This is a genomic window from Streptomyces sp. NRRL B-1347, from assembly GCF_000720325.1.
Taxonomy (GTDB): Bacteria; Actinomycetota; Actinomycetes; order Streptomycetales; family Streptomycetaceae; genus Streptomyces.
In genome coordinates, this window is the sequence record NZ_JOJM01000006.1 from 40513 (window position 1) to 62333 (window position 21821).

Here is a 21821-nt window from a genome sequence, read left to right on the forward strand (position 1 = left end):
CATGTCGACGCTGAAGGACCGTATCCGTGCCGCGCGGCAGCCTGAGCCTGCCGCCCCGGCGGCCGCCGACGAGCACGACCAGGCGCCGGACGCCCCGGCCGAACTCGCCGACGTGCGCGGGCACCACGAGGTCGAGCCCGCGGTGAACCAGACGGCCATGGAGTGGCTGGCCCGCTACCGGGACGCGTTCGAGGAGGCCCTGCCCGCGCACGTCGACGGGGGCGCGTTCTTCGCGGCCGTGCGGGCCGCGCTGCCGGACCTGGTGCGCTGCACCCCCGCGAGCACCCTTCAAGCGCTGCTGGCCTGCGCCCGGTTCGGCCTGATCCCCGACGGGGTCCAGGCCGTCATCAAGCGCGAGGGCTGCCTCGCGGTGTTCGTGCCCATGTACCAGGGCTACATCGAGCTGATGTACCGGTCGGGCCTGGTGGAGTCGGTGCACGTCGGCGTGGTCCACGAGAGCGACGAGTGGACCTTCGAGCCGTCCGCTCCGGCCCCGCTGGACTTCGTGCACAAGGCGCGCCCCGAGCTGCCCAAGGCGGAGCGCGGGCCGGTGGTCCTGGCGTACGCGTTCGCATGGCTGCGCGGGGGCGCCCGCTCCCAGGTGATCGTCCTGTCCCGGGAGGACGCCGAGGAGATCCGCGACGAGTACAGCGAGGCCTACCGGCGTGCAGAGGAGTCGGGCACCCGCGACTCCTTCTGGCACACCGACTTCACGGCCATGTGGTCCAAGAGCGCGGTGCGACGGCTGGCCAAGGTCGTGCCGACGTCGGCTGAGCTGCGCGCGCTGGGCACGGCCGAGGACGCCGGGGACGCGGGCGAGGTGCAGGTGCTGCACGCGCCGGACCCTGAGGCGGCGCTGCTCCTGGCGGAGGCCGACGCGGCCGCCGCTGCCTCCGAGGCGTCGCAGGATCCGGTCCCGTCCAAGGGGTCGGGGCGCGGGAGGGCGCAGCCGAAGCGGGTCTCTCGCCGGGAGCGCCGTGAGCGGCGGAGGTCGGCGCGGTGACCCGGACCTGGCACAGCTGGCACAGCAGGCCCCTGGTGGGCTTCGACCTGGAGACGACGGGCACCGACCCGGAGAGCGACCGCATCGTGTCGGCCGCCGTCGTCCGCTGGGGCGGCGGCAAGCCGACTGAGTCCCTCACGTGGCTGGCTGACCCCGGGGTGGAGATCCCGGCCCAGGCCACGGCCATTCACAAAATCACGACCGAGGCGGCCCGCTCTGCGGGCCGCCCGGCCCCCGACGTGATCGAGGAGATCACTGAGGTGCTCGCCGACGCGGTCGCCGAGGGTCTGCCCATCGTCGTCATGAACGCGAGCTACGACCTGACGCTCCTCGACCGCGAAGCACGCCGCCACGGCACGGCCCCGCTGTCCATCCGATCGGCGCCCCGCGTCCTCGACCCGAAGGTCCTGGACAAGGAAGTCGACCGCTACCGGCGCGGGAAGCGGACGCTGTCGGCCCTGTGCGAGCACTACGTGGTGCCGCTGGAGGGCGCGCACAACTCGGAGGCCGACGCGAAGGCGGCCTGCGCGGTGACGTGGAAGATCGCCAAGCGGTACTGGTGGCTGACCACCAAGTACAGCCTCGGCGAGCTGCACGACGCGCAGGTGCGGTGGGCCCGTCGGCACGCCGAGGGGCTGCGCGACCACTACGCGTCGTCGGGGCAGCACGAGCGGGCGGCGGACGTGCGCCTGGACTGGCCGCTCTCTCCCGCCGGTGGTGGACCCCGGTGACCTTCACCGTCCACACGGCTGCCGCCCGGGCCGTCGAGCCCGGGCGGCAGCCCGGCACGGGCGCCGCGCGCCCCGCCGTCGAGCCGTACGCGGCCTTCGAGGCGGGGGAGGCGGACGCCGTCGAGATCCGTTGGTGCCAGCTGGAGGGAGGGGACCGGCCGCACGCCGTCGACGTGTCCGGTGCCCTCCGCTGCTGGACCTGTACCACGAGGGCAGATGTCATGAGTTTCGCGTTTCAGGCAGCGTCGGTGCCCGAGCCGTTCGGGCCGCTGTACGTACGCCCCGGTCAGCCCGACTGCCCCAACTGCCAGTGCTGCACGGAGGCATTGTGCGAGCGCGGCCGGTCCCACCTCATGGGCTGCGTCGCGCACGTGGACAAGGAGCACACGTCTGTGGTGACGGGCTGCCCGTGCTCGTCCATGCAGACGCGGGGCACGCTGGCGTTCCGGGTGGCGGCGATCCGGGCGGTACGGACCGCGCTGGAACGGCCGTTGGGGGACGTGGCGGAAGACCTGCTGCGCGCCCTGGCGGACGGCACGCCGCTCCGTGACCCGGGCGGCATCATGCCGCAGCTGGCCGCCCTGAACTTCGTGCAGTTTCACGGCAGGCGCCCGGGCCTGACCGACTTCGGGGCGCTGTACCTGGAGGCGTGCACGGAGCCGCGGCACGCGACGCCGCTGGTCGTGCACGACGTCGACCTGACGAAGCGGACAGCGCAGGTGACGGTGGCCGCCTGGTCGACGACGGCGCGCGTGACGGTGCCGCTGGACCAGCTGACGTACGAGACCGGCCTGGTCGGGCAGGAGCTGGTCGACGTGCCGCTGGAGTGCTACGTCAACGTCGCGGCGGCCGAGGCGGACATGGTCGTCGTCACCAACATCAGCACCGTGACGGCCCCGGCCGCGGTCGTCGACGAGAGCGCCGGGGGCGAGCGGTGAAAGGGCCGGGCGGGATCGAGTGGCCCGAGCCCGCGCTCACCATCACCGTACGCGGGGTGCCGGGGCCACAGGGCAGCAAGACCCACGTGGGCGGCGGCCGCATGATCGAGTCGTCGGCGAAGGTCAAGCCGTGGCGTGAGTGCGTCGCCTGGATGGCGATCCAGGCCCGGCAGAAGGCGCGCGGGCGCACCATCACGGGGCCGGTCGCGCTCGCGGTCACTTTCTCCCTGGAGCGCCCCCGGAGCCACTACGGCAACGGCCGGAACACGGCCACCGTGTTGCGGCCGTCGGCGCCCGCACGGCCGGACCGCAAGCCGGACGTGAGCAAGCTGATCCGGTCGACGGAGGACGCGCTGACGACGGCGCTCGTGTACCGGGATGACGCGCTGGTCGTCGAGTACTGGAGGCTCGGCAAGTACTACGTGAGCGATTACGGCCAGGTCTTCGACGTCCTCGACACCCCTGGCGCCGTGATCCGCGTGTGGCCCCTGGGCGAAGGGGGCGCGCGGTGAAGGAGAAAGGCGCGAGTTGGGAGAAGGTCGCCCACCACCTCGTGAACGACAACGCGTCGGACGTCGAGCTCGCCGACCGGCTGGAGAGCACGCCGCAATTCGTGGCGCGGGTGCGGGCCGACCTCGGCATGGCCAAGTTCCCGCGCCCGCTGAAGCCACAGATGCAGCCGGTCGCCGAGGTGTTCGCGGCCCACACGGTCGCAGTCGGCGATCACCTGCAGTGGTCGGGGCGCACGACGCGGGACGGCACGCCGGTGTTCAGCAACCTGGAGACCGCCTACCGGGTCGCGTTCCGCCTCGAGCACGGGCAGGAGCCGCAGGGGCTGGTGCGGGTCGCCTGCACGTTCCCGCGCTGCGTGCGGGGCGCCCACCTGACCGACCGGGTCATGCGCGAGGCCAGGCGGGAGGTGCCGGCATGACGATCCGTCCCGGCGATACGTGGCATGGCGGGGTCGACCTGATCGCCGTGGAGCGCGCCCTCACGGGTCACCCGCCGTATCCGCCGCTGACGGAGGACGAGCAGCAGTACGCCATCGAGCACGCGCCTCCTGGGATGTCGAAGGCCGAACTCGCGCGGCGCACGGGCACGTGCGAGCGGACGCTGTACCGCTGGCGCGAGAGCGAGGTGCCGAAGTGAGCACCTTCCTCTTCCTGTTGGTCACCGTCGGCGCGGCCGAGGACGCGGCCCTGCACGACTTGCGGGAGACGCCGTCTGCGGCCGTGGTGGTCGCCCTCGTCATCCTGTCCGTGATCGTCCTCATCGCCCGCCGTACTGTCCGGGCCCCTGTCCGGACAGACAGCTCCGCATGCCTGGACACGGCTGATGGCAGCGCTGCCACCAGCAAGGACACGTGTCCGGACACGTCCATCGGTAGGGGCCTGGACGTGTCCGGGCCCGCGTCGAAGGGAGACTCGCTGTGAAGTACCACTACTCCGCACGCCACCGGCCGGACACCGTCGAGCGCCCCTCGGACTGGAGCGGCGCCGCGCCGTGCGGCCCAGAGGGCAAAGACGACGACGACCCGTGGCGGCCCGACCGGTGGTTCCCAGAGGGCGACGGGCCGGGCGCGCGCTACAAGGCCCGGCAGGCGAAAGGCATCTGCTCCGGCTGCCCGGTCCGGATGACCTGCCTCCAGGGCGCTCTGGAACGTGACGAGCGGCATGGCATCTGGGGCGGCCTCGACTACGCGGAGCGCGTCGACCTGATGATCCGGATCCAGGCGAGGAAACGGGCCGCGGACGACGATGCCGTCCCGGCCGCCTGATCTCGCGGCGCCTGCCGCGGTCTTCGACTGGAGCGGCCGCCGCCACTGGGCTTCGAAGGCCCGCCCCTGCCGCTACTGCGGCGGTCCCCCCACACACCTGCGCGACAGCCGCCGGAAACCGGCACACAAAGTGTGCGCCGAGCATGCCTTCGCCCGGCAAGTAGCCGAGTACGCGGAGGCGTACGAGAACGAAAGGATCAAGATCAATGGCTGAGGTGCTAAGCGGCGACCGGCGCCGGGAGAAGGCGCGTGACCTGCGCGTCACGTACGAGGCCGGGGCGTCCATCCGCTCGCTGGCCGCACGCAGCGGCCTGGCCTACGGCACCGTCCGCAAGCTGCTCCTGGAGGCGGGCACGACGCTGCGCGGCCGTGGCGGGAACCAGCGCGACAAGGCCGGTGAGTATCTGTGAACCGGCGCCGCATGGTGAACGCGTGGCGCACCAGGAGCGGGTGGCGCAACGTGAGCGGGTGGAGCCGCTTCTGGACCGGCCTCCTCACGGGCGTCCTGGTGGGGGAGATGTGGTTCCTCACCCCGGCCCCGGCCGTCTCGGACTGGTGGTGGCTCGCCGCCCTGGTCTCCGCAGGCCTCCTGTGGGCCCTCGCCTTCTCCGCAGGGTTCGACAAGGACTGACCGGCCCTCACCACCCCTCCCTCGACTACGGCTGACCGCCGTGTCCCTCATGGAAGGCGCCACTACATGAACACCCAGAACAACCGCCGCGACGACGCTGCAACCCTCCTGCTCTTCGCCGGGGCTGGCGTCGCTGCCCTGGCCCTTGTCGTCGCGATGATCATTGGCTCCGTCTGGGGCTTCAAAGCCTTCAACCGCACCCAGCGGGTCGCTGAAGCCAAGAACGTCGTCACCACCAGCCGCATCGACGCGAACAACAAGGTCAAGCTCAACGAGATCAAGATCAGCCAGCAGGCGCAGCGCGTGAAGATCGCCGAGCAGGAGGCCGAGGTCCGGCTCCGCGAGGCCCGCGGGGTGAAGGCCGCCCAGGACGAGATCGCGAAGACCCTCACCCCCGAGTACATCCAGTACGAGATGACGAAGGTCCTGGCCGACATCGCGAAGTCCGGCAAGAACAGCTCGGTCATCTACATCCCCGTGGGACCGGACGGGCTCCCCGTCATCGCGAACTCAGACGCGCGCGCCAACACCCGCCGCTAGCCCCTCTGCGCCGGGTGCGGGCGGCCTCCCCGCGACACCGTCCGCGCCCGGCATCACGTGAAGGAACCTTCTTGTGCTCAGACCCAGAGTCCTGCTCGCCGCGCTGCTCGCCCTCGTGCTCTTCGCGGTGCTGCTGGCCGCCTGCGCGGCCATGAACGCCCGCTCCAGCGACGGCGGATGCGACACCACATGGGGCCTGTCCGGCGCTGTGACCAGGCCCGTGCCGCCGCCCGCTCCCCGCCCGCCCGCGCCGCGGCCCGCCGGGCGGAAGCCTCCGGCCGTGAACAAGCCGCGGGTCATCAACGAGCCGCCCGCACGGCAGCCCGCCGGGAATACGCCCGGGCAGTCCGTACGCCCTGCCCTGCCCGTCGATGTCGACCTGAGCGGCTGCTGACACCCCCTCTGGAGCCCCCATGCACACCGAACTCATCCCGCCCGCACGGCTTGCGGGCCGACCCCGCGACCGGCACGGCCGTCTGGTCCCCTGGTTCGTCGCCCACATCAACGGTGAGCCCGATCACCGCGTTGTGCGGCAAGCCGGTGTCGAGGACGCGGCACGCTTCAACCACTGCTTCCTGTGCGGTGCGCGCCTCGGGGTCTACGTCACGTTCGTCCTCGGCCCCATGTGCACGATCAACCGCGTCTCCGCCGAGCCGCCCTCACACCGCTACTGCGCCGAATACGCGGCGCGCGCATGCCCGTTCCTCACCCACCCGCAGATGCGCCGACGAGACAGCGGTCTGCCCGAAGAAGCGGCCGAGCCGGACGGCATCATGTGCCGCCGCAACCCCGGGGTGATCGCGGTGTGGACGACCCGGGCATGGCACATGGAGCCGGACGCGCGGCTTTTCAGCGTCGGCGACCCCACCGAGGTCACGTGGTGGCGCGAGGGGCGGCCCGCGACGTACGACGAGGCTTTCGACGGACTCGAATCAGGCAGGGCGCTCCTCGAGGAGGAAGCCGACCAGGACGCCATGCCCTCCCGCGCACACAGCAAGCTGGCCCGCCAGTACGAGAACGCCCTGCTCCACCTGCCCGGGAGCAGATCATGATGAGCGCCGAGGACGCCGCCCAGCTCGCCTACGACGCCGTCGTGGCCACGGCCGACGGGGACGCCGAGCACGCCTCGGATCTCCTCGCACGCCTCCACGCGGACAGCACCACGAACCGCATGTACGGCGTGTGCTGCGGCATCGCCCACCTCGGCCACCGAGCACTGCAACTCCTCTACGGCGACCGGGCCCCGGACGTCGAGCGCGGCGGCATGTGGGTGCTGGAGGAGATCAGGCCCGGGGGACTCACCGGTGACCCGGTGCAGATGTTCGCGGCGCGGTTCCTGATCGCCCACTGCAACGCGGACACGGCGACCGAAGAGGCGCTGTTCGGCGCCGCCGTGACGACCGGCCAGGCGCACCTGGTCCGCTGCGTGATGCGGCTCGTGTCCGACGCCGCAGGCCTGTGCAACGCCGCGTATCAGCAGCAGGCAGGCGGGGCTGGGCACAGATGACCGGGGTTTGGTGGGCGGCGGCGGATGCCGGTGGCGAATGCCGGCACCGCGGCCCTCTGCCGGCAGGGGGAAGGTCAGTTGCCCAGGGCTGCCTGGGCGCGCTCGTAGAACTCGGGTGTAACCAGCATGACCTGGCGTTCGCCGCGCTCTGTGAAGGCGCCGACGTGGCCGCCGTACCGCACCTCGCGGATCAGGGAAGTCAGGCTCGCGCGGGCGTCGGTCATGCCGACCTCGCGAACCCCGTCGTCAGCGGTCTTGATCTTCGTCTCAGCGGCCATGGTCAAAGTGTAGAACCCTTGAGGGTTGGCCAACATGGATATCCTTGCAAACCTTTAAAGGTCGTGCCACAGTGGTCCGAAGATCCACCGGGGCAAAAGGCCTGATCACGGCCTTCTGATGGCTGAGCGGCGTTGCCGTGACCGCGCCCCACCTTCCCGACACACCCTGTCCACCACTCGGAGAGGCGCCCGTGAGCACAGAGCAGACGGACGACCGGCCCCCGGCCGCGGGGGGCCTGGCGCACGCCTTCGGTAACGCCCTGGCGTGGAAGTGGGTGCGGCAGATGCCGCGCGCTCTGAAGGGCGGCTTCCTCACCCAGCTCTACGCGCTCCGGTCCATGGCCGCATCGTCGGGGCAACTCCGCTTCCAGGACGGCACGGTGATCCGCATTCAGGACCTCGCCAAGGCCGCCGGGTGCCGCGAGCAGGACACCCGCCGCTACCTGGAGGCCGCCATCAGGGCCGGGGTCGTCGTCGTCGAGGGCGAGCGCAAGCGGGGCAAGCCGACGCTCTACCGCCTCGTCGTGACCCCGTGGCCGAGCTGGGGGGCCGCCGCCGACCACCTGAAGGCCACCGCCCGCCCGCGCAAGGAGGAGCCGGGCGACGGCAGTTCGGGCCACAGTGGCACGAACCAGTTCGGTCCACAGCGGCACGAACTCGACCGCGAACCGGGCGGAGAAGTTCGGGCCACAGTGGCACGACCGGGTTCGGGCCACAGTGGCACGACCGGTTCGGTCCACAGTGGCCCGAACAACCCAGGTAGTAACCAGGAAGATCCCCAAGAGGTGGCTGAGGTAGGACCTCAACCTCAGGTGGATGGGGCTGCCCGAACTGACAAGACCGATCGCTCAGCAGAAGCCAGGCCCTTCGGCCGCTGCGCCGAGTGCGGTGTACCGCTCGCCCGGCCCGGCACCACCCGGTGCTCACGCCACCGCGACCCCGCGCCGGGCCAGCGCGGCCGCTCTGCGGGCCGTAGGCGGCCGATCCAGGCCCCGCTGTTGATGCCGGTCCCCGGCGCCCCTGAAGAGCCGTCAGCGACCCCTCAGGCGCCCGCCTCGCGCCCCGCTGACCCCTTCGCCCCCATCCGCCTCTGCAGCTGCGGCCGTGACTACCGCGACCGTCAGCCCGGCGGCCGGTGCCCGGACTGCGTGCAGCTGGGGCGCGAGGAAGCCGCGCGTCTCGGGATCCCGGAAGCGAGGAACGCATGACCACCATCCGCCAGACCATCGCCGACCTGGCCCGCCTGCTTCATGCAGTCGGTGCGCATGGCGATCACCTCGCCGCCTTCGACCCCCACCCCGAGCAGCTCGACGAGATCGCCGCTGACCTCGACCAGGCGCGCCGCTTGCTGACCCGCGCCCGGGCCGCGCTCACCGGCCCTCGCTGCCCGCGTCACCCCGGCGGCCCGGTCGACCCGACCGCGGGCGGCACGTGCCTGCTGTGCGCCACGTACCGGCGCCGTGGCCAGGTCCAGTCCGAGGTCCAGGAGCAGGACGTCGACGCGCCTCTGGAGGTGGTCGCCCGGACTGTCGCCGAGTACGGCCAGCGCGAGGCCATGCGCCGCCACGGCGCCCGCACCGTCGCCCGCGCGCTCGTCCACCACCGCCTCGACCCCGCCCTCACCCAGGAGTCCGCATGACCAGCATCACACCGTCCGAAGCCCATCGCATCGTGCAAGACGCACTGATCTGCGGTGTGGCAGGCGACCTGAAGGGCGGCGCGATCATGCTCAACCCGTTGATCGAGGAGGGGCCGCGCCCCGCCTTTGCGCTGGCCGCCATGCTCGCCGAAGCCGCCTCCTACATCGCGCGCCGCGACAACCCGGGCACGCACTTCGGTATGCGCGTTGAGCACGTCCTCACGCACGAGCCGGGCAGCGTCGACGACTTCAGCCCCGACATCAAGTTCGCCGCCCAGTTCGTCACCGCCTGGGCCAACGGCGACGAGGACACAGCCGCGGCCCTGTTCATCGCCCTGGTCAAACAGTCCGGGCTGGGCGACGGTACCGCCCTCGTCGACGGCCTGTTCAGCCTGTTCCGCATGGCCGTGGCCACCGCTACCGCTGTCCACCACGAAGAGCGCGCGGCACGCGCCGGAGAGGACCCGACCCCGTGACCAGCCAGCCGACTCCTCGTCTCACCCGCGGCCAACTCCTCGTCATCGCCGGGCTCGCGCGCGGCCACGACACCCTGCGCATCGCCTCCGACCTGCACACCTCCCCGGCCGCAGTGCGCACCCTCATCCGGCGCGCCGCCGCCCGCACCGGCCTCAAGAGGCGCCCGCAGCCTCAGCTCGTCGACTTCGCATACCAGCACGGCTACCTCACCGCCCTCCCCACAGAGCGGCGGCCACGCCCCACCTACCTGACCCCGCGGCTCATGGAGGTCCTGGAGGGCACCGCGCGCGGCCTGTCCCTGAACGAGATCGCCGCCGAGCTGCACATCAGCCGCGCCACCGCACACGAGCACCGGCGCCGCCTCCGCAAGCTCCTCGGCGCCCACACCCGCGCGCACGCCGTCGCCATCGCCTGGCAGGCCGGGCTCCTCGGCCCTGCGACTGCCGCGCCCGCGAAGACCGTCCGCCCTCTGAAGGAGTTCTGACCCGCCATGACCGTCACCCACGTCGCGACGCTCCAGGCCCCGGCAGGCAGCGACCCGAAGCCCGTGGAGCAGGCCGTCGTCAACAGCATCGCCGACGGCTTCCCGCCCGAGACCTACCTCGGTATCGCCTTCTACCCGCCCGGCGGCGGATGCCGAACCTGGCATGCCTGGACCGACGGGGGCCACATCCTCGGGGACCGGGTCGACAGCCGCGCCATCACAGCGCGTCTCGACGCCGCCGACTGGCTCCACATCGGAGACCGGCACAGCAGCATCACCTGCCGCGGCCGCACCCGCATCGAGGCATACCCGCTCCGCCCGGTCCTCACCGACGTCGACCGTCGCGAGCACTGCCCGATGGAGCGTCGCGTGTCTCTCCGCCGGGTCATCGACTGCGCCGCAGCCCAGACCGGCCAGATCGCGCACCCCGGCCTGCCCCGCTGGATCGGCTTCGGTCCCGCTCTCCTCCTCCGAAAGGCACCCCCGTGCAACTGATCAGCACCTGCGACGCCGTCGGCCGCACCATCCGCATCGGCGACACCATCGGCCACACCACGGACACCGACGACGCGCCCACGCCCCCCTTCGTCGGCATCGTCACGGAGATCGAACTCGACCGGGTACGCGCCGTGGCCTTCCCCCCGCCCGGCGCCGACCCCGGCCCCGACCGCATGCAGTGGCTCCGTGCCAGCAGCGTCTTCCACGTCGGCCGCTCCCTCGAGGGCCAGCTGCGCGCGCTCAACCACCTCGCCGACTCCGGGCCTGCCCTCTTCTTCGTCAGCAGCTTCGAAGAAGAGACGGTGACCGTGACCAGCATCGACCACATCGTCCCTGAGGACCCCCGGGAGGCCGTCCTCTGCAAGGCCCTCCTCGGCCACGCCTTCAACGTCCTGGTGCGGCACGAGGAGAACACCACGGTGGCCGACAACGGGCCCGCGATCATCTACGCCGCCAGCGACAGACAGTCGCTGTGGCGCGTCGACCAGACCACCGTCAGCGACTCACGCGAGTGGGCCCTGTGCCGCAGCCTCCTGCGCTACGCCCTCGACCTCTGCGAGCAGGGCGCCCCGGTCCGGGCCGACGAGAAGGGCCACATCCTCCCGTGAGCGTCCGCATCACCCTGCACTGCAACACGATCCGCGGCTTCTCGGGCTGCGCCGCGTCCCTGCTCACGCACGGCCTCACCACCAGCGAGGCCCGCACGATCGGCGCCGCGTACGGCTGGAGGCACACAGGTGGCCGCGACTACTGCCCCGGCTGCTCGGGCACCGACCGCACCCTGCGGGTAGTCCTCGGCGAGACGATGCCGACCCCGCGGCCGCGTGCCGACGAGCTGCTGCGCGACGCCGAGGCCAAGCTGCTCGCCCTGGCCAACTCCGCCACCCCAGGCCGGTGGGCGCCTGCCGGAACGCCCGCAACGGTCGGCGACGGGCTGTTCGGCGTCGAGTTCATCACCGGCGGAGAGCACAAGACGGAGTGCGTCGCACGCACCGGCCCAGCCGGGAACACACAGGCCGCCGCCGACGCGGCGTACATCGCCGCCCTCGACCCGCATGCCGGCAGAGCCGTCGCATCCGTCCTGCACGAGGCCTTCGAGTCCGTCCACCAGGACGGCGGCCTCGTTCAGGACTCCCTCAGCCAGGCCGCCGTCGACCTCGCGGCAGCCATCTTCGACCAGCACGAAGGAGACACCCCGTGACCGTTCTCCTCGCCGCCCAGCTCGCCACCTCCGGGCCCGCACTCTTCTACCTCCCCGACATGGCGGACGACTCGCTGACGATCACGCGAATCGACATTGCAGCACCGACCGAACCAGCGGAGCGCCAGGTGTGCCGCGCCCTGATCGCTCACGCCCTGGACGTCGAAGCGCGGGGCGAACGCACGAGAGCTGTGACCGACGACGGCCCCACGATCATCTACGCGGGCACCAACAAGAGGTCCGTCTGGCACGTCGATCAGACCGTCGTCGACGGTCCACGTGAACGGTGTGTGTGCCGGAGCTTGCTGAAGGAGGCGCTAGCCCTTTGCGACCAGCACCTCGTGCGGGTCGACGAGAAGGGCCCGGTTGCCCTGTGACCGTTCTCCTCGCCGCCCTGCTGGCCTCCCCGCTCCTGTGCGCGCTCGCCGCCCGCACGGCCCACCACGGCGCCCGCGCGTACCGCAGGCGGCCCCGATGAATTCCACCGGGCACGCCTTCGTCACCGTCTTCGTGCTCGCCGCCATCGCCGCGGTGTCGGTGGGCGGCTACGGCTTGGGCACCGGACGCCTCCCGCTCGCCGCCGCGGCCTACACCGTCGCCACGCTGCTCCTCGCGGCCGTGGCCCGGGAGGCCAACCGCGCCGCCGCAGCCCCGGCCGCCGCGCGCCCCCGCCCGGGCCGCCCACTTGCCCGCCTGCGCGCCTGCCTCCAAGCGCGCCGAGCAACTCGTACCCCCTGCGGCTGCGACCGCTACTGGACCTCAGCCGGGACCGCGCACGACGACTGGTGCCTCATGCACGACGGGAGCGAAACGTCATGACCAACCCCACCCACGCCTGCCCGCCACTGGGCAGCGAGCGCACAGGGTGCTGCGACAGCCACCTGATCCGCCTGCCCGCCAGCCACAGCGTCACGTCCGACCCATCCCAAGTCACCTGCGGCGGCCAGCAGGAACCCCCCGACGCCGAGGCGCGCCTCATGCGCACGCTGCGCGCCGTACGCCGCCAGTGCCAGGAATGGGCGCGCCCCAGCGGCGCCCGCACCGGCGACAGCCACCTCCGTGACCGCCCCCTGAACCTCGCCGCGTCCGTGCTCCTGGAGCTCATCGACCACATGGCGCCCGGCGTCAGCGACGACGACCAGGAGCAGCGCGACCTGACCCCCACCCTCCACGACCGCGTCGCCACGGTCCTGGTCACCACCGTTCGCGACGGCGTCCCCACCATCCCCGGCCTGCGCTTTCCCCACGGTGAGGGCGGCCACGTCTTCGACGACGACTGCGCCATGTGCATCGGCGACATCGACTCCCTCGCCACCGCCATCATCCGCGCCGTCACGCTCGCCGCCCCGCCGCAGGAGGCTCGCCGGTGAACGCTGACCAGCTGGCACTCGCGGCCGCCGTGGCGCTGCCCGCCGGGGCCGCCGGTGGCGCACTCGCCGTGCACGGCGTACGCCTGGGCCACCGCCTCACCGACTGGGCCGACGAGCAGGCCGCCCGCCCCGCCTTCACCGCGGCCACCATCCCGGCCGCCCTCGTCCTGACCTTCGCCCTCACAGCCCTGTGGGTCGTCCACCCGGTCCGCACCCGCAACCGGCTCCGCGCCGCCCGCTCCCCACAGCAGCCACACCCGGCCCCGGACTACGACCCCCACCGGGAGCGCCACCGCTGCGGCGCCCCACGAGAAGGAGGAACCCCGAAGTGACCCACACCAGCACGGAACCCGTCACAGGGCCGCCCGCCGACGACCGCGGCATCCTTCCGCCGTACTCCGGCGAGCACGTCGACTGCATCAAGTGCAGCAACTCCGGGGCGTTCACCTTCTACCGGGCCTCGACCCGGGCACTCATCGACGACTGGAACGGCATCCAGGTGCGCCGCGGCCCGCTCCCTGAGCGGCTGGAGCGGCACTGCATGTGCTGCGGGTTCCAGTGGGACGAGGCCTTGGTCACCGGCAAGCCCGGCATGACCCCCGGCGCGCTCGCCCACGCCCTCGACAACTGCACCCCCTACCCCGTCGACCTCGACCACGAGGTCCTCGACCGCATGGCCACCCGCCTCCTGACCATGGTCGCCGTCACCGCCCGCCCAGATCACCCGCTGTGGCAGTACGACGCCGGAAAGCCCACCGCCCCCGTACGCCCGCAGCCCGCCCATGAAGCGTCCAACACCACGGAGGACAACCCGCGATGACCATCACCACCGAGCTGATCGACGAGCTGCGACACGAGATCAAGCGCTTCCGGATCACCCCCGAACGCCTCGCCGAACTCGATTGCAACGGCCCGGACAACGAGCTGACGATCACCTGGCAGGTGTCCACCGGGCGCCCGCCCACCGTCCTCGTCACCACCCCCGCAGACCCCGACTCCTGGGCCCTCCCCGTCCCGCACCGGCCGCCCTGGCTCCTCGACCTCATCACCCAGCACGCGCCCTCCTGGTGGCTGAAGTGACCGACCGCGAAACCCTCCAGCTGCGCTGCGGTGAACGCGTCACTGTCACCCGCGCAGCCGCCGATGCGAGAGACGGGCTGACCGTGCAGCAGGCGGACGCCCTCTGGGACGCCGTCGCGGTGCCCGGCCCGCGGACGCCGACGTACCCCGAACAGTACGAGCGGGTATGCCGGGCCGTCGCGGCGATCCTCGCCGAGCAAGCCATCCGGACAGACCTGGAATCCGACTGCCCGGACAGCCCGTCCGGACATCCGGACACTCCACCCGCGGACACACCGTCACAGCCACGGTGACCGGCCAGGACACTGTCCGGACCTCCGGGAGGCCGGAGCATCCGGACAGCACCATGAACCAGCACCGTCTCAAGGAAGCAGGCCACAGATGAGCGGCGGCTCGTACGACTACCTGTGCCGGGCCCTGGACTTCACTGATCTCGTCAACCAGATGCCCAACATCGAAAGGATGTCCAAGACTCTCGCGCACCTGGGCTACGCCGCAGACGCCGCGCGCGAGACCGAGGAACTCCTCCTCATCCTGCGGCAGTCCGAGGTCCGGGCCACTGTCCGGCTGGAACGACTGCGCAACGTCTGGCAGGCCGTGGAGTGGTGGCACTCCGCCGACTGGAGCCAGGACCAAGTCAAGCAGGCGCTCGACGAGTACCGGGGGAGTACCGGGGGCTAGGACAGCCAGGAAGGACCAGAGATGACCTCCCGCGACCAGAGGCGCGCCCACGCCGCCCTGCTCCTCGTCAGCCGCCTCATCAGCCGCCACAACCTGACCCACGCCGAGGCCTGCCGAGCCGTCGTCCACCGTCAACGAAACGAGACAGGCCCCCACACCCACCTCGTCGACGCCGAGGCCCTGGCACTGGCCGAAGAAGCGATGGCGCCCCTCCGCGCCATGATCCAGGCAGCCCAGCCGCACCTCAGGGCCCTCACCACTGCGGTGGTCGACCTCGTCCGCGCCTTCGAGCAGCTCAACCAGCAGAAGGCCCATGCCAGCCGCCAAGGGCGCCCGGCATGGGAGTCGCCGTACGGGCCACCACCACGACGGACCCGGTGAGCAGCGAGCAGTTCATACCGGGCAACCACGACGTGCGGTCGGGGGCTCCCCGGCCGCACGTCGTTCCATGCAGTCGACCGCACCAGGGGCATGCCGGCACCGCCGTCACCATCGCGGGCACCCGCCCGGACACGCTCCGTGTCTGGACATGAGCGTGCGGTACGATCGCCGCGCACCTTCGGGATATCGGCCGACGACTGAGCGCCGTCGGTAACCTCATGCGTGAGCCCCGACCGTCCATCAACCGGTCGGGGCTCGCGTGTGTCTCAGGGGTCAAGCGTCGAGCGCCCGGTGGATAGCCGCCGCTTGAGCTGCATCCCCGTGATCGGCGAACCACGCCCCGAGCTGCCTCATCCCCGCCTCGGAGAGCGCCACGACTGGGCTGCCGCTGGAGTCCAGCACGAGATGGCTCTCGATGCCCAGGCGGTCGAGCATCGCGCTGAACTCCTGATGGCCCTGCGTTCCCCATCGGGGACGTAGAGCCTCGACGTGCCCATGGGGTGCGCTCCTTAGCTGTCGTCTGTGCCGTCGCGAGGAGCCTCATGCGGCTCCCGCTTCCGCAGGAGGTCGGTCCGCTTTCCCTGCTCCACGACCCGAGTCCGGAAGAAGTCCAGGGCGGCCGACCAGTCCCATAGTCGCAGTCGCCCGCGCTCGTAGACCGGCGTAGGGAAGCCCGAGTCCGGATCGGCGGCCAGCTGGCGAATGCGTGGAGCACCAACGCTCTTGAGCCCGGCGGCCTCCAAGAGGCCGGGCATCTCCGGGATGCTGACCAACCTCGCCACCTCCTCCTGCTGTCGCGCTGTCCCCTGCGGGGGGTCGGCCATGACGACATCCTCTCCAACCTATTAGCGCGAACGCAAATAAGTTGCTACCTTTCCTATCAGCACAAAGCCCCGGCCCTCGTGGTCGCACACGGAGGTCGGGGCTGCTGAAAGCGGCGGTGCCCGGTGGTCGCACACCGGGCACCGCCCAACCCCGGCCGTGGTCGCACACGTCCGGGAACCACGCCACAACCTGACTGGACAGGGAGTGACGCTTGTGAGCAAGCGTACTGATCTCCGCCCCGCTGAGTCCCGGGGCGTCACCGACGAACAGACGAACGCGGCGGGCTGGGTGCTCGCCTCGGTCGCGTACACGTACCGCACCGAGCGGCCCGAGGCCGAGGTGGACGAGCTCAGCCTGGTCACCGCGATCGGCGCACGAGCGTACGAGTACGCGGGGCGCAGCTACCACGGCGGCACTAGCAGGATCGCCCGCCTCGCCCACGACGCGGCGCCCGCGGTCTACACGGGCGTCACGCGGGGCGTGTTCGCCGGGGAGCTGGGGGAGGCCGCCCGTCGCTTCGGCTTCGAGTGGGACGACGCGAACGAGCCCGCCATCCCGAAGCTGCCCGTCCCCGGCCCTCGCCGTACGGGCGAGTCGGGCCGCGTCCCGGCGCCGCGCCCGGAGAAGCGTGCGGGGGTGCCCCGCTCATGAGTTACACGGAGTACGCCACCGCGCTGGACACCGCCGCTGACTCCATGGAGGCCGACGTCCGGCTCACGCCAGATACCGCGCTGCGCCTGGCCGTCTTCGGCAGCTCGGACGAGAGCCTTCCCGCCCCAGGGCAGCCGGGAGCGCGCGCGTACGTGGAGTGCGTGGCCGCGGTCGAGTGCCGCTTCGGCCTCCAGGGCCGGGGCATCGCGGACCTCAGCCGCCTCCCCGCGATCGCCGCGTTCCGCGCTGAGGCCGCCCGCTTCCGCTCCTACACCAAGGGGTGCGGCTGATGGGCTTCCGTGACTTCGCCCGCTCCCTGCGGGGCGGCGACGACCACGCCCTCGCCCGGCAGATGAGCGACAAGAAGAAGGCGGACGACGAGAAGGCCGCGCAGAAGCGGCGCGCCTCGCACCGCGCCCGCGTCGTCCGCGACGGCGACGCCGCCGGACAGCCCTTCCCCCGCCACCTCTTCAAGGACTGAATCCGTCAGGCCGGGCTCCCTCCCCGGGGGCCCGGCCGCTCACCTGTACCTCAAGGACCAGCTCGAAGGGCGTTCCCGATGGCTGAGGACCAGCAGCCCCGCATCCCCGGAGTGAAGTACCGCAAGGCCCGCCGTGAGCGGGACGAGACGACCGTCATCAACGGCATCCCGTCCACGCGGAAGGTGCCGTACGACGCCTGGGAGCGCGTACCGCCGCGTGACTGGGACGAGGTGATCCTCCGGGGCGTCGTCACCGTCACCATCGGCATCACCGTCCTCGCGATCTGCGCCACGACCGGCAGCATCGGCGGCCTGCTCTCCCGGATCATCCCTGCCGGACTGGCCTACACCGTCGGCGTGGTTTTCAGCCTGACTTGGCTGAGCTGCATGGGCGTGGAGTGGTTGCAGCGTACGAACACGCGGGCGGCCCGGGTGCCGCAGGTCGCCAGCTGGATCGCGCTCGGCATCGGCATGGCGGCCGTCGGCACCTACGGCTACGTGCTGGACCAGCGGGCGGCCGGGGCAGTCGGCGCCTGTGTCGATCTGCTGTCGAAGGGCCTGATCACCCTCGTCATGAGCCTGTACCGCGTCGAGCTCGACGAGGGGGTTGAGCAGTGGGTCGCGGACCGGGAGCAGGAGGTCACGGCGCGCGCCCGCCTCGCCACCCGCCTGCGTCGGCTGAACTCCCAGGCCGCGTACACGCGCGCCGTCGGCGGTGTGGAGTACGACGCCGCGGACGCGATGCTGGCCATGGTGCAGCAACAGCAGGTGACCGCGCCGGACCCCGGCCCGGATGGGCCGTCCGGACAGCATCCGGCAGCGTCCGCGCCTGCTGCCGGCAGCGCCCCGGTGGCCCCTGCCCCGGCGCCCGCTCCGGCCGCCGCCGCTCCGCAGCACGCCCCCTCCATGGCCGTGCAGCCGCCCACCCCGGCCGCGCCGCCGTCCGGGCAGCCGTCCGCACCGGCCGTCCCTCCCGTCCCCGCCCCGACCGGCGGCACGGGCGAGCAGCAGGGCGGCACACCGCCGGTCACACCGATCGGGGAGGGCATCGCCGGGACCGTCCGCCGCTACCTCGCCGAGCACCCGGAGACCTTCGGCAAAGAGCCGCTGACCCCCGAGCAGCTGCTGGACATGACCGACGCCGTGCGCCAAGCCAACGGCGACCGGCCCACGCTGACCGACACGGTGCGCCGCACCCGTGACCGAGAGGTCGACAGGCAGCTCAAGGCGCGGAGGTCGGCATGACAGCCGTTGCGGCACTCGCCGCCGTCGCCGCTCTCGCCGTGCTCGGCTGGACTCTCCAGATCGGGCCCCTCGCCGTGGTCATCATGTTCGGCCTGGCAGCAGCCGTCCTGTACGCCCCCGTCCCCACGCGCCCCCGGCGCCGGGGACGGGGGCGGTGCGCGGGCAGCCCGGGCGCCGCCCCGGCCGCGCGCGCCCGCCGCCTCCGCACACCCGCCGTCCGCCTGGCGTCCGCGCTTGGGATCCGCACCCGGCGCGGCCGCCAGGCCGACAACTGCGCGGCGGGCGCGGCGGGGGAGCGGTACGTCGCCGCGCTCCTCACCGAGCTCGAGGGGGAAGGCTGGAACTTCCTCTACAGCCGCGCCCTGCCGACCGGCCGCGCGGACGTCGACGTCTTCGCCCTCTCACCACGCGGCTGCGCGTACGTCCTGGACGCCAAGCAGTGGAGCGCCCGCTACCGGCTCCAGATCGTCAACGGCCGCCTGTGGCACGGCGACCGCGACGTCACCCACCGGCTCGACGGCCTGCACCACGAGACCCGCACCGTCGCCCGCCTCCTGGGCGTCGACGTCATCCCCGTCGCCGTCATGGTCGGCCCCCTCACTCCCGGTTTCCAGCTGGTTCTCGACGGCATCCGCATCGTCCCCGCCGACGACATCTGCGCCGTCCTCCGCCATCTCGACGCCCACCGGGTGCCGCACCCGCGCCGCCCCAACATCCACACCGTGGCGCACCTGCTGCCGCCCTACCAGGAAGGCCACCGACGGTGACCCCCGGCCCGCACGAGCGCCTGATCCGCCGCTACCTCAACGCGATGGATGCCCGCCCCGTTGGCCACAGCGCCCCCCAGCCGGAGGGTGCCCCGGACCCCGAGCCGCCCGCGGCGCCACCCGCCACAGGCCCCGCTCCCGGCCCGGCGACGACGGACCGGATTCCTCCCTGGTGGGCGCCCAAGCCGCCCCTCAGCGCGGAGCCGCCGGGGGAGCAGCACGAGGAGGTGGCCAAGGAGGGCGCCCCCGCGTGCAGCCACCCGGAGCCGCACCCGGTCCGCGCCCGCCCCACGGGGGAGCTCGTCGCCTACTGGTGCAGCGACTGCGAAACCCAGCTCGAAGTCCCCGACGGCTACACCGACGACGAGGACCAGGGCGACGAGACGGCCGACGGCCGGGTTCCCGCCCTCCTCCGCCGTCACTGGACCCTCCGAGGCTCCGGCAAGACCTACCGCCGCCCCTCCTACCGCAAGCCCAGGCCCGCCCCCCGGCAGTCGCTGATCGACTGGTGGCAGGGCCTGGACCGGCGCACCTGCTGGTTCCTCTACAACGGCACCGCGATCACCGCCGGGTTCGCCCTCGGCGTCCCGCAGTGGTTCACCGCCGAGACCGCGTACCTCGCTGCAACCAGCGACTCGTGGACCGATCCGGGCGCCTTCGCGGGCTACGTCATCACCCTCGGCGTCTGGATGTGGGACTACCGGACCCGCGGCTGGATCCCGCCCTTCGCCCTGCCCGCCCGCATCCCCCTCGCCTCCCTCCTCGTCGGTGTCCCCCTGTACGGCACCGACGTCATCCCGGCCTGATCCCGAAAGGACCAGTTGTGAGTCTCATCGGCACCGTCGGCCCCTTCGGGCTCGCCGCCATCCTCTCCGCCATCCTCTTCTTCGGCACGGCAGACGGAGGGGGGCACATCAAGTCGCTCTCCTGGGGATGGTGCCTCTTGCTGTCCCTGGTGGCGGGCGCCTCCTTCGCCGTCGCCGACTGGCCGTTCTCCATCGTCAATGCCGTGGTTCACGACATCGTCGGCCTGATCACCGCAGCGTTCCCGAAGCTGACGCTCGCCGCCCTCGGCGTCATCATGATCGTGATGGCTCTGTGGAAGAAGATGACCCTGCGGGGCGTCTCCATGATGGGCATCACCTACTGGTATGTGGCCTCCCACGCGGGCGGCGGCCAGGGCGTGCTCGCCGACAGGATTGCCGACATCGCTGAGCGGATCGCCAGCTCATGACCGAGCCCGGCGCGGCCGGTGACGAGCAGCCGACTGCGGGTGAGCCGCCGGCATGCGCCCCGCAGGGCGACGCCGAGCACGACGAGGACCAGGCGTACGACGGCGGCGAGGCAGGGGAGGAGCCTCGCCGCCGCGCGTTCGCCATGCCCGACCTGCGCCCCTACGCCGACCCGCGCCCCCTCGCCGAACTGGGGCCTCTCGCCGTCGAGGCCTGCCAGAGTCCGTCCATCCGCATCTTCCTGCGCGTCTGTGGCCTCGGCGTGTACCGGCTTCTGGCGGTCATCTTCGGATGGGTCTTCGGCCGCATCGGCAAACGCGGCAGCGTCGGAGCCCGCCTTGCCGCCACCGGGTTCATCGCCTACGCCCTGGCCCGAGCGCCCCTCTCCCACCCCGTGGCCGTCCCTGCGGTGTGCGCCGCCGTGGCCCTGGCCGTCGTCCTGGCGGGCACTGGCCGCCTCCCCCTCCCCACCATCGCCCCCGGCCCCAAGGGGGGTGTGAGCAAGGTCAAGTCGAAGCGTTCCATCACCGTGAGGTTCGGCGGCAGCCTCTGGCGCCGCACGACCGCCCCCGAAGCGCCCTCCGCCGACACCCCGCCGCAGGCCCCCGGCACGCCCCCCGCAGACCAGGCTGCGGACGTCGACAAGGCCCCCGTCCCCGACCCCTCTCCAGAGGCCGTGATCCGCGCCCTGCACCGGCTCGTGGGAGAGGGCCGGGGAGTGCTCCACACCACCCTGCGCGACCACCTCGCCCTACCCGACACCCGGGCCCTGAAGAGGGTGCTGGAACGGGATCAGATCCCCTCCCGCCCAGGGGTGCGCGCGGCGGCCGGGAACGGGCCCGGCGTACACCGCGACGACTTCCCGCCCCTCCCCCCTCTCCAGGAGCCACCCCAGGGAACCGGTGTTGTTGCAGGCCAGCAGCCAACGCCAACGCCAACAACGCCGCCAACGGAGCAGGGAGAGGGGGCGGTGCCGTGGACCGAGGAAGAGCGGAGGATGGGGCGCCGACTCGTCCGCGCCCCCCACGAAGGGCCTGCCGCGTGGAAGGTCGAACGTCTTTCCTGAACGAGCAGCCCGCGACGGGTCGTGACGAGGCAGGTACAGAGAGGCGCCATATCGAGCATCATGGAGCCGGTCTGAAATAAGGGAGGGGTCGGGTATGAGCTACCGCTACCGGTGCGACCAGTGCCGCACCACGTCGCCCCCCGTGCTCACCCGCGGAGCGCTCGCCGACGAGCGCAGAGTCCACCGCCGCCAGTTCCACGGCGGACACATCCCCGACGGCGAGCGCGTCATCGAGCCGGAGCCCTTCCGCTTCACCGACGTCCCCGTGGGGCAGCTGATCGTCGGCACCTTCATGATCGTCATCGTCCTGGCCGGAATCATGGCCCGCATCCTCTGAC

General features: G+C 72.0%; 41 protein-coding genes. 39 read left to right on the top strand and 2 right to left on the bottom strand.

All coding sequences use genetic code 11. The annotated features are described in order from the left end of the window. Position 1: 1 nt before the first annotated feature. The 14 genes from IG74_RS0108560 to IG74_RS0108625 all read left to right on the top strand — a co-directional run bounded on the left by IG74_RS0108560 (position 2) and on the right by IG74_RS0108625 (position 7127). Positions 2–1003, top strand: coding sequence for a recombinase RecT (locus IG74_RS0108560; protein WP_078868670.1), 1002 nt, complete (start codon positions 2–4; stop codon positions 1001–1003). Continuing rightward, positions 1000–1734 (top strand): exonuclease domain-containing protein, encoded by a 735-nt coding sequence (locus IG74_RS0108565; protein WP_030672226.1) that lies wholly within the window; start codon positions 1000–1002, stop codon positions 1732–1734. Before IG74_RS0108560 ends, IG74_RS0108565 begins: the two co-directional genes overlap by 4 nt. Continuing rightward, positions 1731–2672 (top strand): hypothetical protein, encoded by a 942-nt coding sequence (locus tag IG74_RS0108570; RefSeq protein ID WP_030672229.1) that lies wholly within the window; start codon positions 1731–1733, stop codon positions 2670–2672. The genes IG74_RS0108565 and IG74_RS0108570 overlap by 4 nt, the downstream gene beginning before the upstream one ends. Further along, complete coding sequence (locus tag IG74_RS0108575; RefSeq protein ID WP_030672232.1) at positions 2669–3184, top strand: RusA family crossover junction endodeoxyribonuclease; 516 nt, start codon at positions 2669–2671, stop codon at positions 3182–3184. Before IG74_RS0108570 ends, IG74_RS0108575 begins: the two co-directional genes overlap by 4 nt. Beyond that, positions 3181–3603 carry a hypothetical protein gene (locus IG74_RS47785; RefSeq protein WP_030672236.1) on the top strand — a complete coding sequence of 141 codons (423 nt, stop codon included), beginning with the start codon at positions 3181–3183 and terminating at the stop codon, positions 3601–3603. Before IG74_RS0108575 ends, IG74_RS47785 begins: the two co-directional genes overlap by 4 nt. Beyond that, a complete protein-coding gene (locus IG74_RS0108585; protein WP_030672239.1) occupies positions 3600–3821 on the top strand; it encodes a hypothetical protein in 222 nt (73 codons plus the stop codon). The genes IG74_RS47785 and IG74_RS0108585 overlap by 4 nt, the downstream gene beginning before the upstream one ends. Further along, positions 3818–4105: a hypothetical protein gene (locus IG74_RS0108590; protein WP_030672242.1), complete on the top strand. Its 288-nt coding sequence runs from the start codon at positions 3818–3820 to the stop codon at positions 4103–4105. The genes IG74_RS0108585 and IG74_RS0108590 overlap by 4 nt, the downstream gene beginning before the upstream one ends. Further along, a complete protein-coding gene (locus IG74_RS45690) occupies positions 4102–4449 on the top strand; it encodes a WhiB family transcriptional regulator (RefSeq protein WP_051854708.1) in 348 nt (115 codons plus the stop codon). The genes IG74_RS0108590 and IG74_RS45690 overlap by 4 nt, the downstream gene beginning before the upstream one ends. A 206-nt stretch (positions 4450–4655) precedes the next feature. After that, positions 4656–4859 (top strand): helix-turn-helix domain-containing protein, encoded by a 204-nt coding sequence (locus IG74_RS0108600; RefSeq protein WP_030672249.1) that lies wholly within the window; start codon positions 4656–4658, stop codon positions 4857–4859. Positions 4860–4909: 50 nt separating this feature from the next. Then, positions 4910–5080, top strand: coding sequence for a hypothetical protein (locus IG74_RS0108605; protein ID WP_158857528.1), 171 nt, complete (start codon positions 4910–4912; stop codon positions 5078–5080). 66 nt (positions 5081–5146) lie between these two features. Next, positions 5147–5620, top strand: coding sequence for a hypothetical protein (locus IG74_RS0108610; protein ID WP_051854709.1), 474 nt, complete (start codon positions 5147–5149; stop codon positions 5618–5620). A 73-nt stretch (positions 5621–5693) separates the two neighbouring features. Further along, positions 5694–6014, top strand: coding sequence for a hypothetical protein (locus IG74_RS0108615; RefSeq protein WP_030672258.1), 321 nt, complete (start codon positions 5694–5696; stop codon positions 6012–6014). Positions 6015–6033: 19 nt separating this feature from the next. Beyond that, positions 6034–6672, top strand: a complete 639-nt coding sequence (locus IG74_RS0108620; RefSeq protein WP_051854710.1) for a hypothetical protein — start codon at positions 6034–6036, stop codon at positions 6670–6672. After that, positions 6669–7127 (top strand): hypothetical protein, encoded by a 459-nt coding sequence (locus IG74_RS0108625; RefSeq protein ID WP_158857529.1) that lies wholly within the window; start codon positions 6669–6671, stop codon positions 7125–7127. Before IG74_RS0108620 ends, IG74_RS0108625 begins: the two co-directional genes overlap by 4 nt. A gap of 74 nt (positions 7128–7201) precedes the next feature. Here the strand turns inward: IG74_RS0108625 and IG74_RS0108630 are convergent, their stop codons facing one another. Further along, positions 7202–7405 (bottom strand): type II toxin-antitoxin system prevent-host-death family antitoxin, encoded by a 204-nt coding sequence (locus tag IG74_RS0108630; RefSeq protein WP_158857530.1) that lies wholly within the window; start codon positions 7403–7405, stop codon positions 7202–7204. A 191-nt stretch (positions 7406–7596) separates the two neighbouring features. On the opposite strand from IG74_RS0108630, the gene IG74_RS0108635 reads away from it, so the two are divergent. The 16 genes from IG74_RS0108635 to IG74_RS0108715 all read left to right on the top strand — a co-directional run bounded on the left by IG74_RS0108635 (position 7597) and on the right by IG74_RS0108715 (position 15216). After that, a complete protein-coding gene (locus IG74_RS0108635) occupies positions 7597–8613 on the top strand; it encodes a hypothetical protein (RefSeq protein WP_030672274.1) in 1017 nt (338 codons plus the stop codon). Beyond that, on the top strand, positions 8610–9044 hold the full coding sequence (locus IG74_RS47790) for a hypothetical protein (RefSeq protein WP_051854711.1): 435 nt from the start codon (positions 8610–8612) through the stop codon (positions 9042–9044). The genes IG74_RS0108635 and IG74_RS47790 overlap by 4 nt, the downstream gene beginning before the upstream one ends. After that, a complete protein-coding gene (locus IG74_RS0108645) occupies positions 9041–9520 on the top strand; it encodes a hypothetical protein (RefSeq protein WP_030672280.1) in 480 nt (159 codons plus the stop codon). The genes IG74_RS47790 and IG74_RS0108645 overlap by 4 nt, the downstream gene beginning before the upstream one ends. Then, positions 9517–10005 carry a helix-turn-helix transcriptional regulator gene (locus IG74_RS47795; RefSeq protein ID WP_051854712.1) on the top strand — a complete coding sequence of 163 codons (489 nt, stop codon included), beginning with the start codon at positions 9517–9519 and terminating at the stop codon, positions 10003–10005. Before IG74_RS0108645 ends, IG74_RS47795 begins: the two co-directional genes overlap by 4 nt. Positions 10006–10011: 6 nt before the next feature. Beyond that, positions 10012–10500, top strand: a complete 489-nt coding sequence (locus IG74_RS0108655; RefSeq protein WP_030672286.1) for a hypothetical protein — start codon at positions 10012–10014, stop codon at positions 10498–10500. Then, positions 10491–11111: a hypothetical protein gene (locus tag IG74_RS0108660; protein ID WP_030672288.1), complete on the top strand. Its 621-nt coding sequence runs from the start codon at positions 10491–10493 to the stop codon at positions 11109–11111. Before IG74_RS0108655 ends, IG74_RS0108660 begins: the two co-directional genes overlap by 10 nt. Next, positions 11108–11704, top strand: coding sequence for a hypothetical protein (locus IG74_RS0108665; protein WP_030672290.1), 597 nt, complete (start codon positions 11108–11110; stop codon positions 11702–11704). The genes IG74_RS0108660 and IG74_RS0108665 overlap by 4 nt, the downstream gene beginning before the upstream one ends. Next, positions 11701–12081, top strand: coding sequence for a hypothetical protein (locus tag IG74_RS0108670; protein WP_030672293.1), 381 nt, complete (start codon positions 11701–11703; stop codon positions 12079–12081). The genes IG74_RS0108665 and IG74_RS0108670 overlap by 4 nt, the downstream gene beginning before the upstream one ends. A 97-nt stretch (positions 12082–12178) precedes the next feature. Further along, entirely contained in the window at positions 12179–12523 is a 345-nt protein-coding gene (locus IG74_RS0108680; protein WP_030672296.1) for a hypothetical protein, read from the top strand. After that, the gene (locus IG74_RS0108685) at positions 12520–13074 is read left to right on the top strand and encodes a hypothetical protein (protein ID WP_030672299.1); all 555 of its coding nucleotides are present in this window, start codon (positions 12520–12522) and stop codon (positions 13072–13074) included. Before IG74_RS0108680 ends, IG74_RS0108685 begins: the two co-directional genes overlap by 4 nt. Continuing rightward, positions 13071–13406, top strand: a complete 336-nt coding sequence (locus tag IG74_RS54180) for a hypothetical protein (RefSeq protein WP_030672302.1) — start codon at positions 13071–13073, stop codon at positions 13404–13406. The genes IG74_RS0108685 and IG74_RS54180 overlap by 4 nt, the downstream gene beginning before the upstream one ends. After that, positions 13403–13894 (top strand): hypothetical protein, encoded by a 492-nt coding sequence (locus tag IG74_RS0108695; protein ID WP_030672305.1) that lies wholly within the window; start codon positions 13403–13405, stop codon positions 13892–13894. The genes IG74_RS54180 and IG74_RS0108695 overlap by 4 nt, the downstream gene beginning before the upstream one ends. Further along, a complete protein-coding gene (locus IG74_RS50905; protein ID WP_030672309.1) occupies positions 13891–14154 on the top strand; it encodes a hypothetical protein in 264 nt (87 codons plus the stop codon). The genes IG74_RS0108695 and IG74_RS50905 overlap by 4 nt, the downstream gene beginning before the upstream one ends. Then, positions 14151–14447: a hypothetical protein gene (locus IG74_RS50910; protein ID WP_030672312.1), complete on the top strand. Its 297-nt coding sequence runs from the start codon at positions 14151–14153 to the stop codon at positions 14445–14447. Before IG74_RS50905 ends, IG74_RS50910 begins: the two co-directional genes overlap by 4 nt. Positions 14448–14535: 88 nt before the next feature. Beyond that, positions 14536–14835, top strand: a complete 300-nt coding sequence (locus IG74_RS0108710; protein WP_030672315.1) for a hypothetical protein — start codon at positions 14536–14538, stop codon at positions 14833–14835. A 21-nt stretch (positions 14836–14856) separates the two neighbouring features. After that, complete coding sequence (locus IG74_RS0108715) at positions 14857–15216, top strand: hypothetical protein (RefSeq protein ID WP_030672318.1); 360 nt, start codon at positions 14857–14859, stop codon at positions 15214–15216. Positions 15217–15489: 273 nt separating this feature from the next. Here the strand turns inward: IG74_RS0108715 and IG74_RS51990 are convergent, their stop codons facing one another. Further along, complete coding sequence (locus tag IG74_RS51990) at positions 15490–15651, bottom strand: hypothetical protein (protein ID WP_158857531.1); 162 nt, start codon at positions 15649–15651, stop codon at positions 15490–15492. Positions 15652–16254: 603 nt separating this feature from the next. Here IG74_RS51990 and IG74_RS0108730 point away from each other — a divergent pair. The 9 genes from IG74_RS0108730 to IG74_RS0108770 all read left to right on the top strand — a co-directional run bounded on the left by IG74_RS0108730 (position 16255) and on the right by IG74_RS0108770 (position 21820). Next, positions 16255–16692: a hypothetical protein gene (locus IG74_RS0108730; protein ID WP_030672324.1), complete on the top strand. Its 438-nt coding sequence runs from the start codon at positions 16255–16257 to the stop codon at positions 16690–16692. Beyond that, a complete protein-coding gene (locus IG74_RS0108735; protein WP_030672328.1) occupies positions 16689–16982 on the top strand; it encodes a hypothetical protein in 294 nt (97 codons plus the stop codon). Before IG74_RS0108730 ends, IG74_RS0108735 begins: the two co-directional genes overlap by 4 nt. Then, on the top strand, positions 16982–17173 hold the full coding sequence (locus IG74_RS0108740) for a hypothetical protein (protein WP_030672334.1): 192 nt from the start codon (positions 16982–16984) through the stop codon (positions 17171–17173). The genes IG74_RS0108735 and IG74_RS0108740 overlap by 1 nt, the downstream gene beginning before the upstream one ends. Before the next feature lie 78 nt (positions 17174–17251). Continuing rightward, complete coding sequence (locus IG74_RS52715; protein WP_051854713.1) at positions 17252–18418, top strand: hypothetical protein; 1167 nt, start codon at positions 17252–17254, stop codon at positions 18416–18418. Next, on the top strand, positions 18415–19185 hold the full coding sequence (locus IG74_RS0108750) for an NERD domain-containing protein (RefSeq protein ID WP_051854714.1): 771 nt from the start codon (positions 18415–18417) through the stop codon (positions 19183–19185). The genes IG74_RS52715 and IG74_RS0108750 overlap by 4 nt, the downstream gene beginning before the upstream one ends. Further along, positions 19182–19991 carry a hypothetical protein gene (locus IG74_RS0108755; RefSeq protein WP_030672344.1) on the top strand — a complete coding sequence of 270 codons (810 nt, stop codon included), beginning with the start codon at positions 19182–19184 and terminating at the stop codon, positions 19989–19991. The genes IG74_RS0108750 and IG74_RS0108755 overlap by 4 nt, the downstream gene beginning before the upstream one ends. A gap of 17 nt (positions 19992–20008) precedes the next feature. Further along, on the top strand, positions 20009–20419 hold the full coding sequence (locus tag IG74_RS0108760) for a hypothetical protein (protein ID WP_234334278.1): 411 nt from the start codon (positions 20009–20011) through the stop codon (positions 20417–20419). Next, on the top strand, positions 20416–21483 hold the full coding sequence (locus tag IG74_RS0108765) for a hypothetical protein (protein ID WP_030672350.1): 1068 nt from the start codon (positions 20416–20418) through the stop codon (positions 21481–21483). Before IG74_RS0108760 ends, IG74_RS0108765 begins: the two co-directional genes overlap by 4 nt. A 94-nt stretch (positions 21484–21577) precedes the next feature. Continuing rightward, the gene (locus tag IG74_RS0108770) at positions 21578–21820 is read left to right on the top strand and encodes a hypothetical protein (protein ID WP_030672353.1); all 243 of its coding nucleotides are present in this window, start codon (positions 21578–21580) and stop codon (positions 21818–21820) included. The last annotated feature ends 1 nt before the right edge of the window (position 21821 follow it).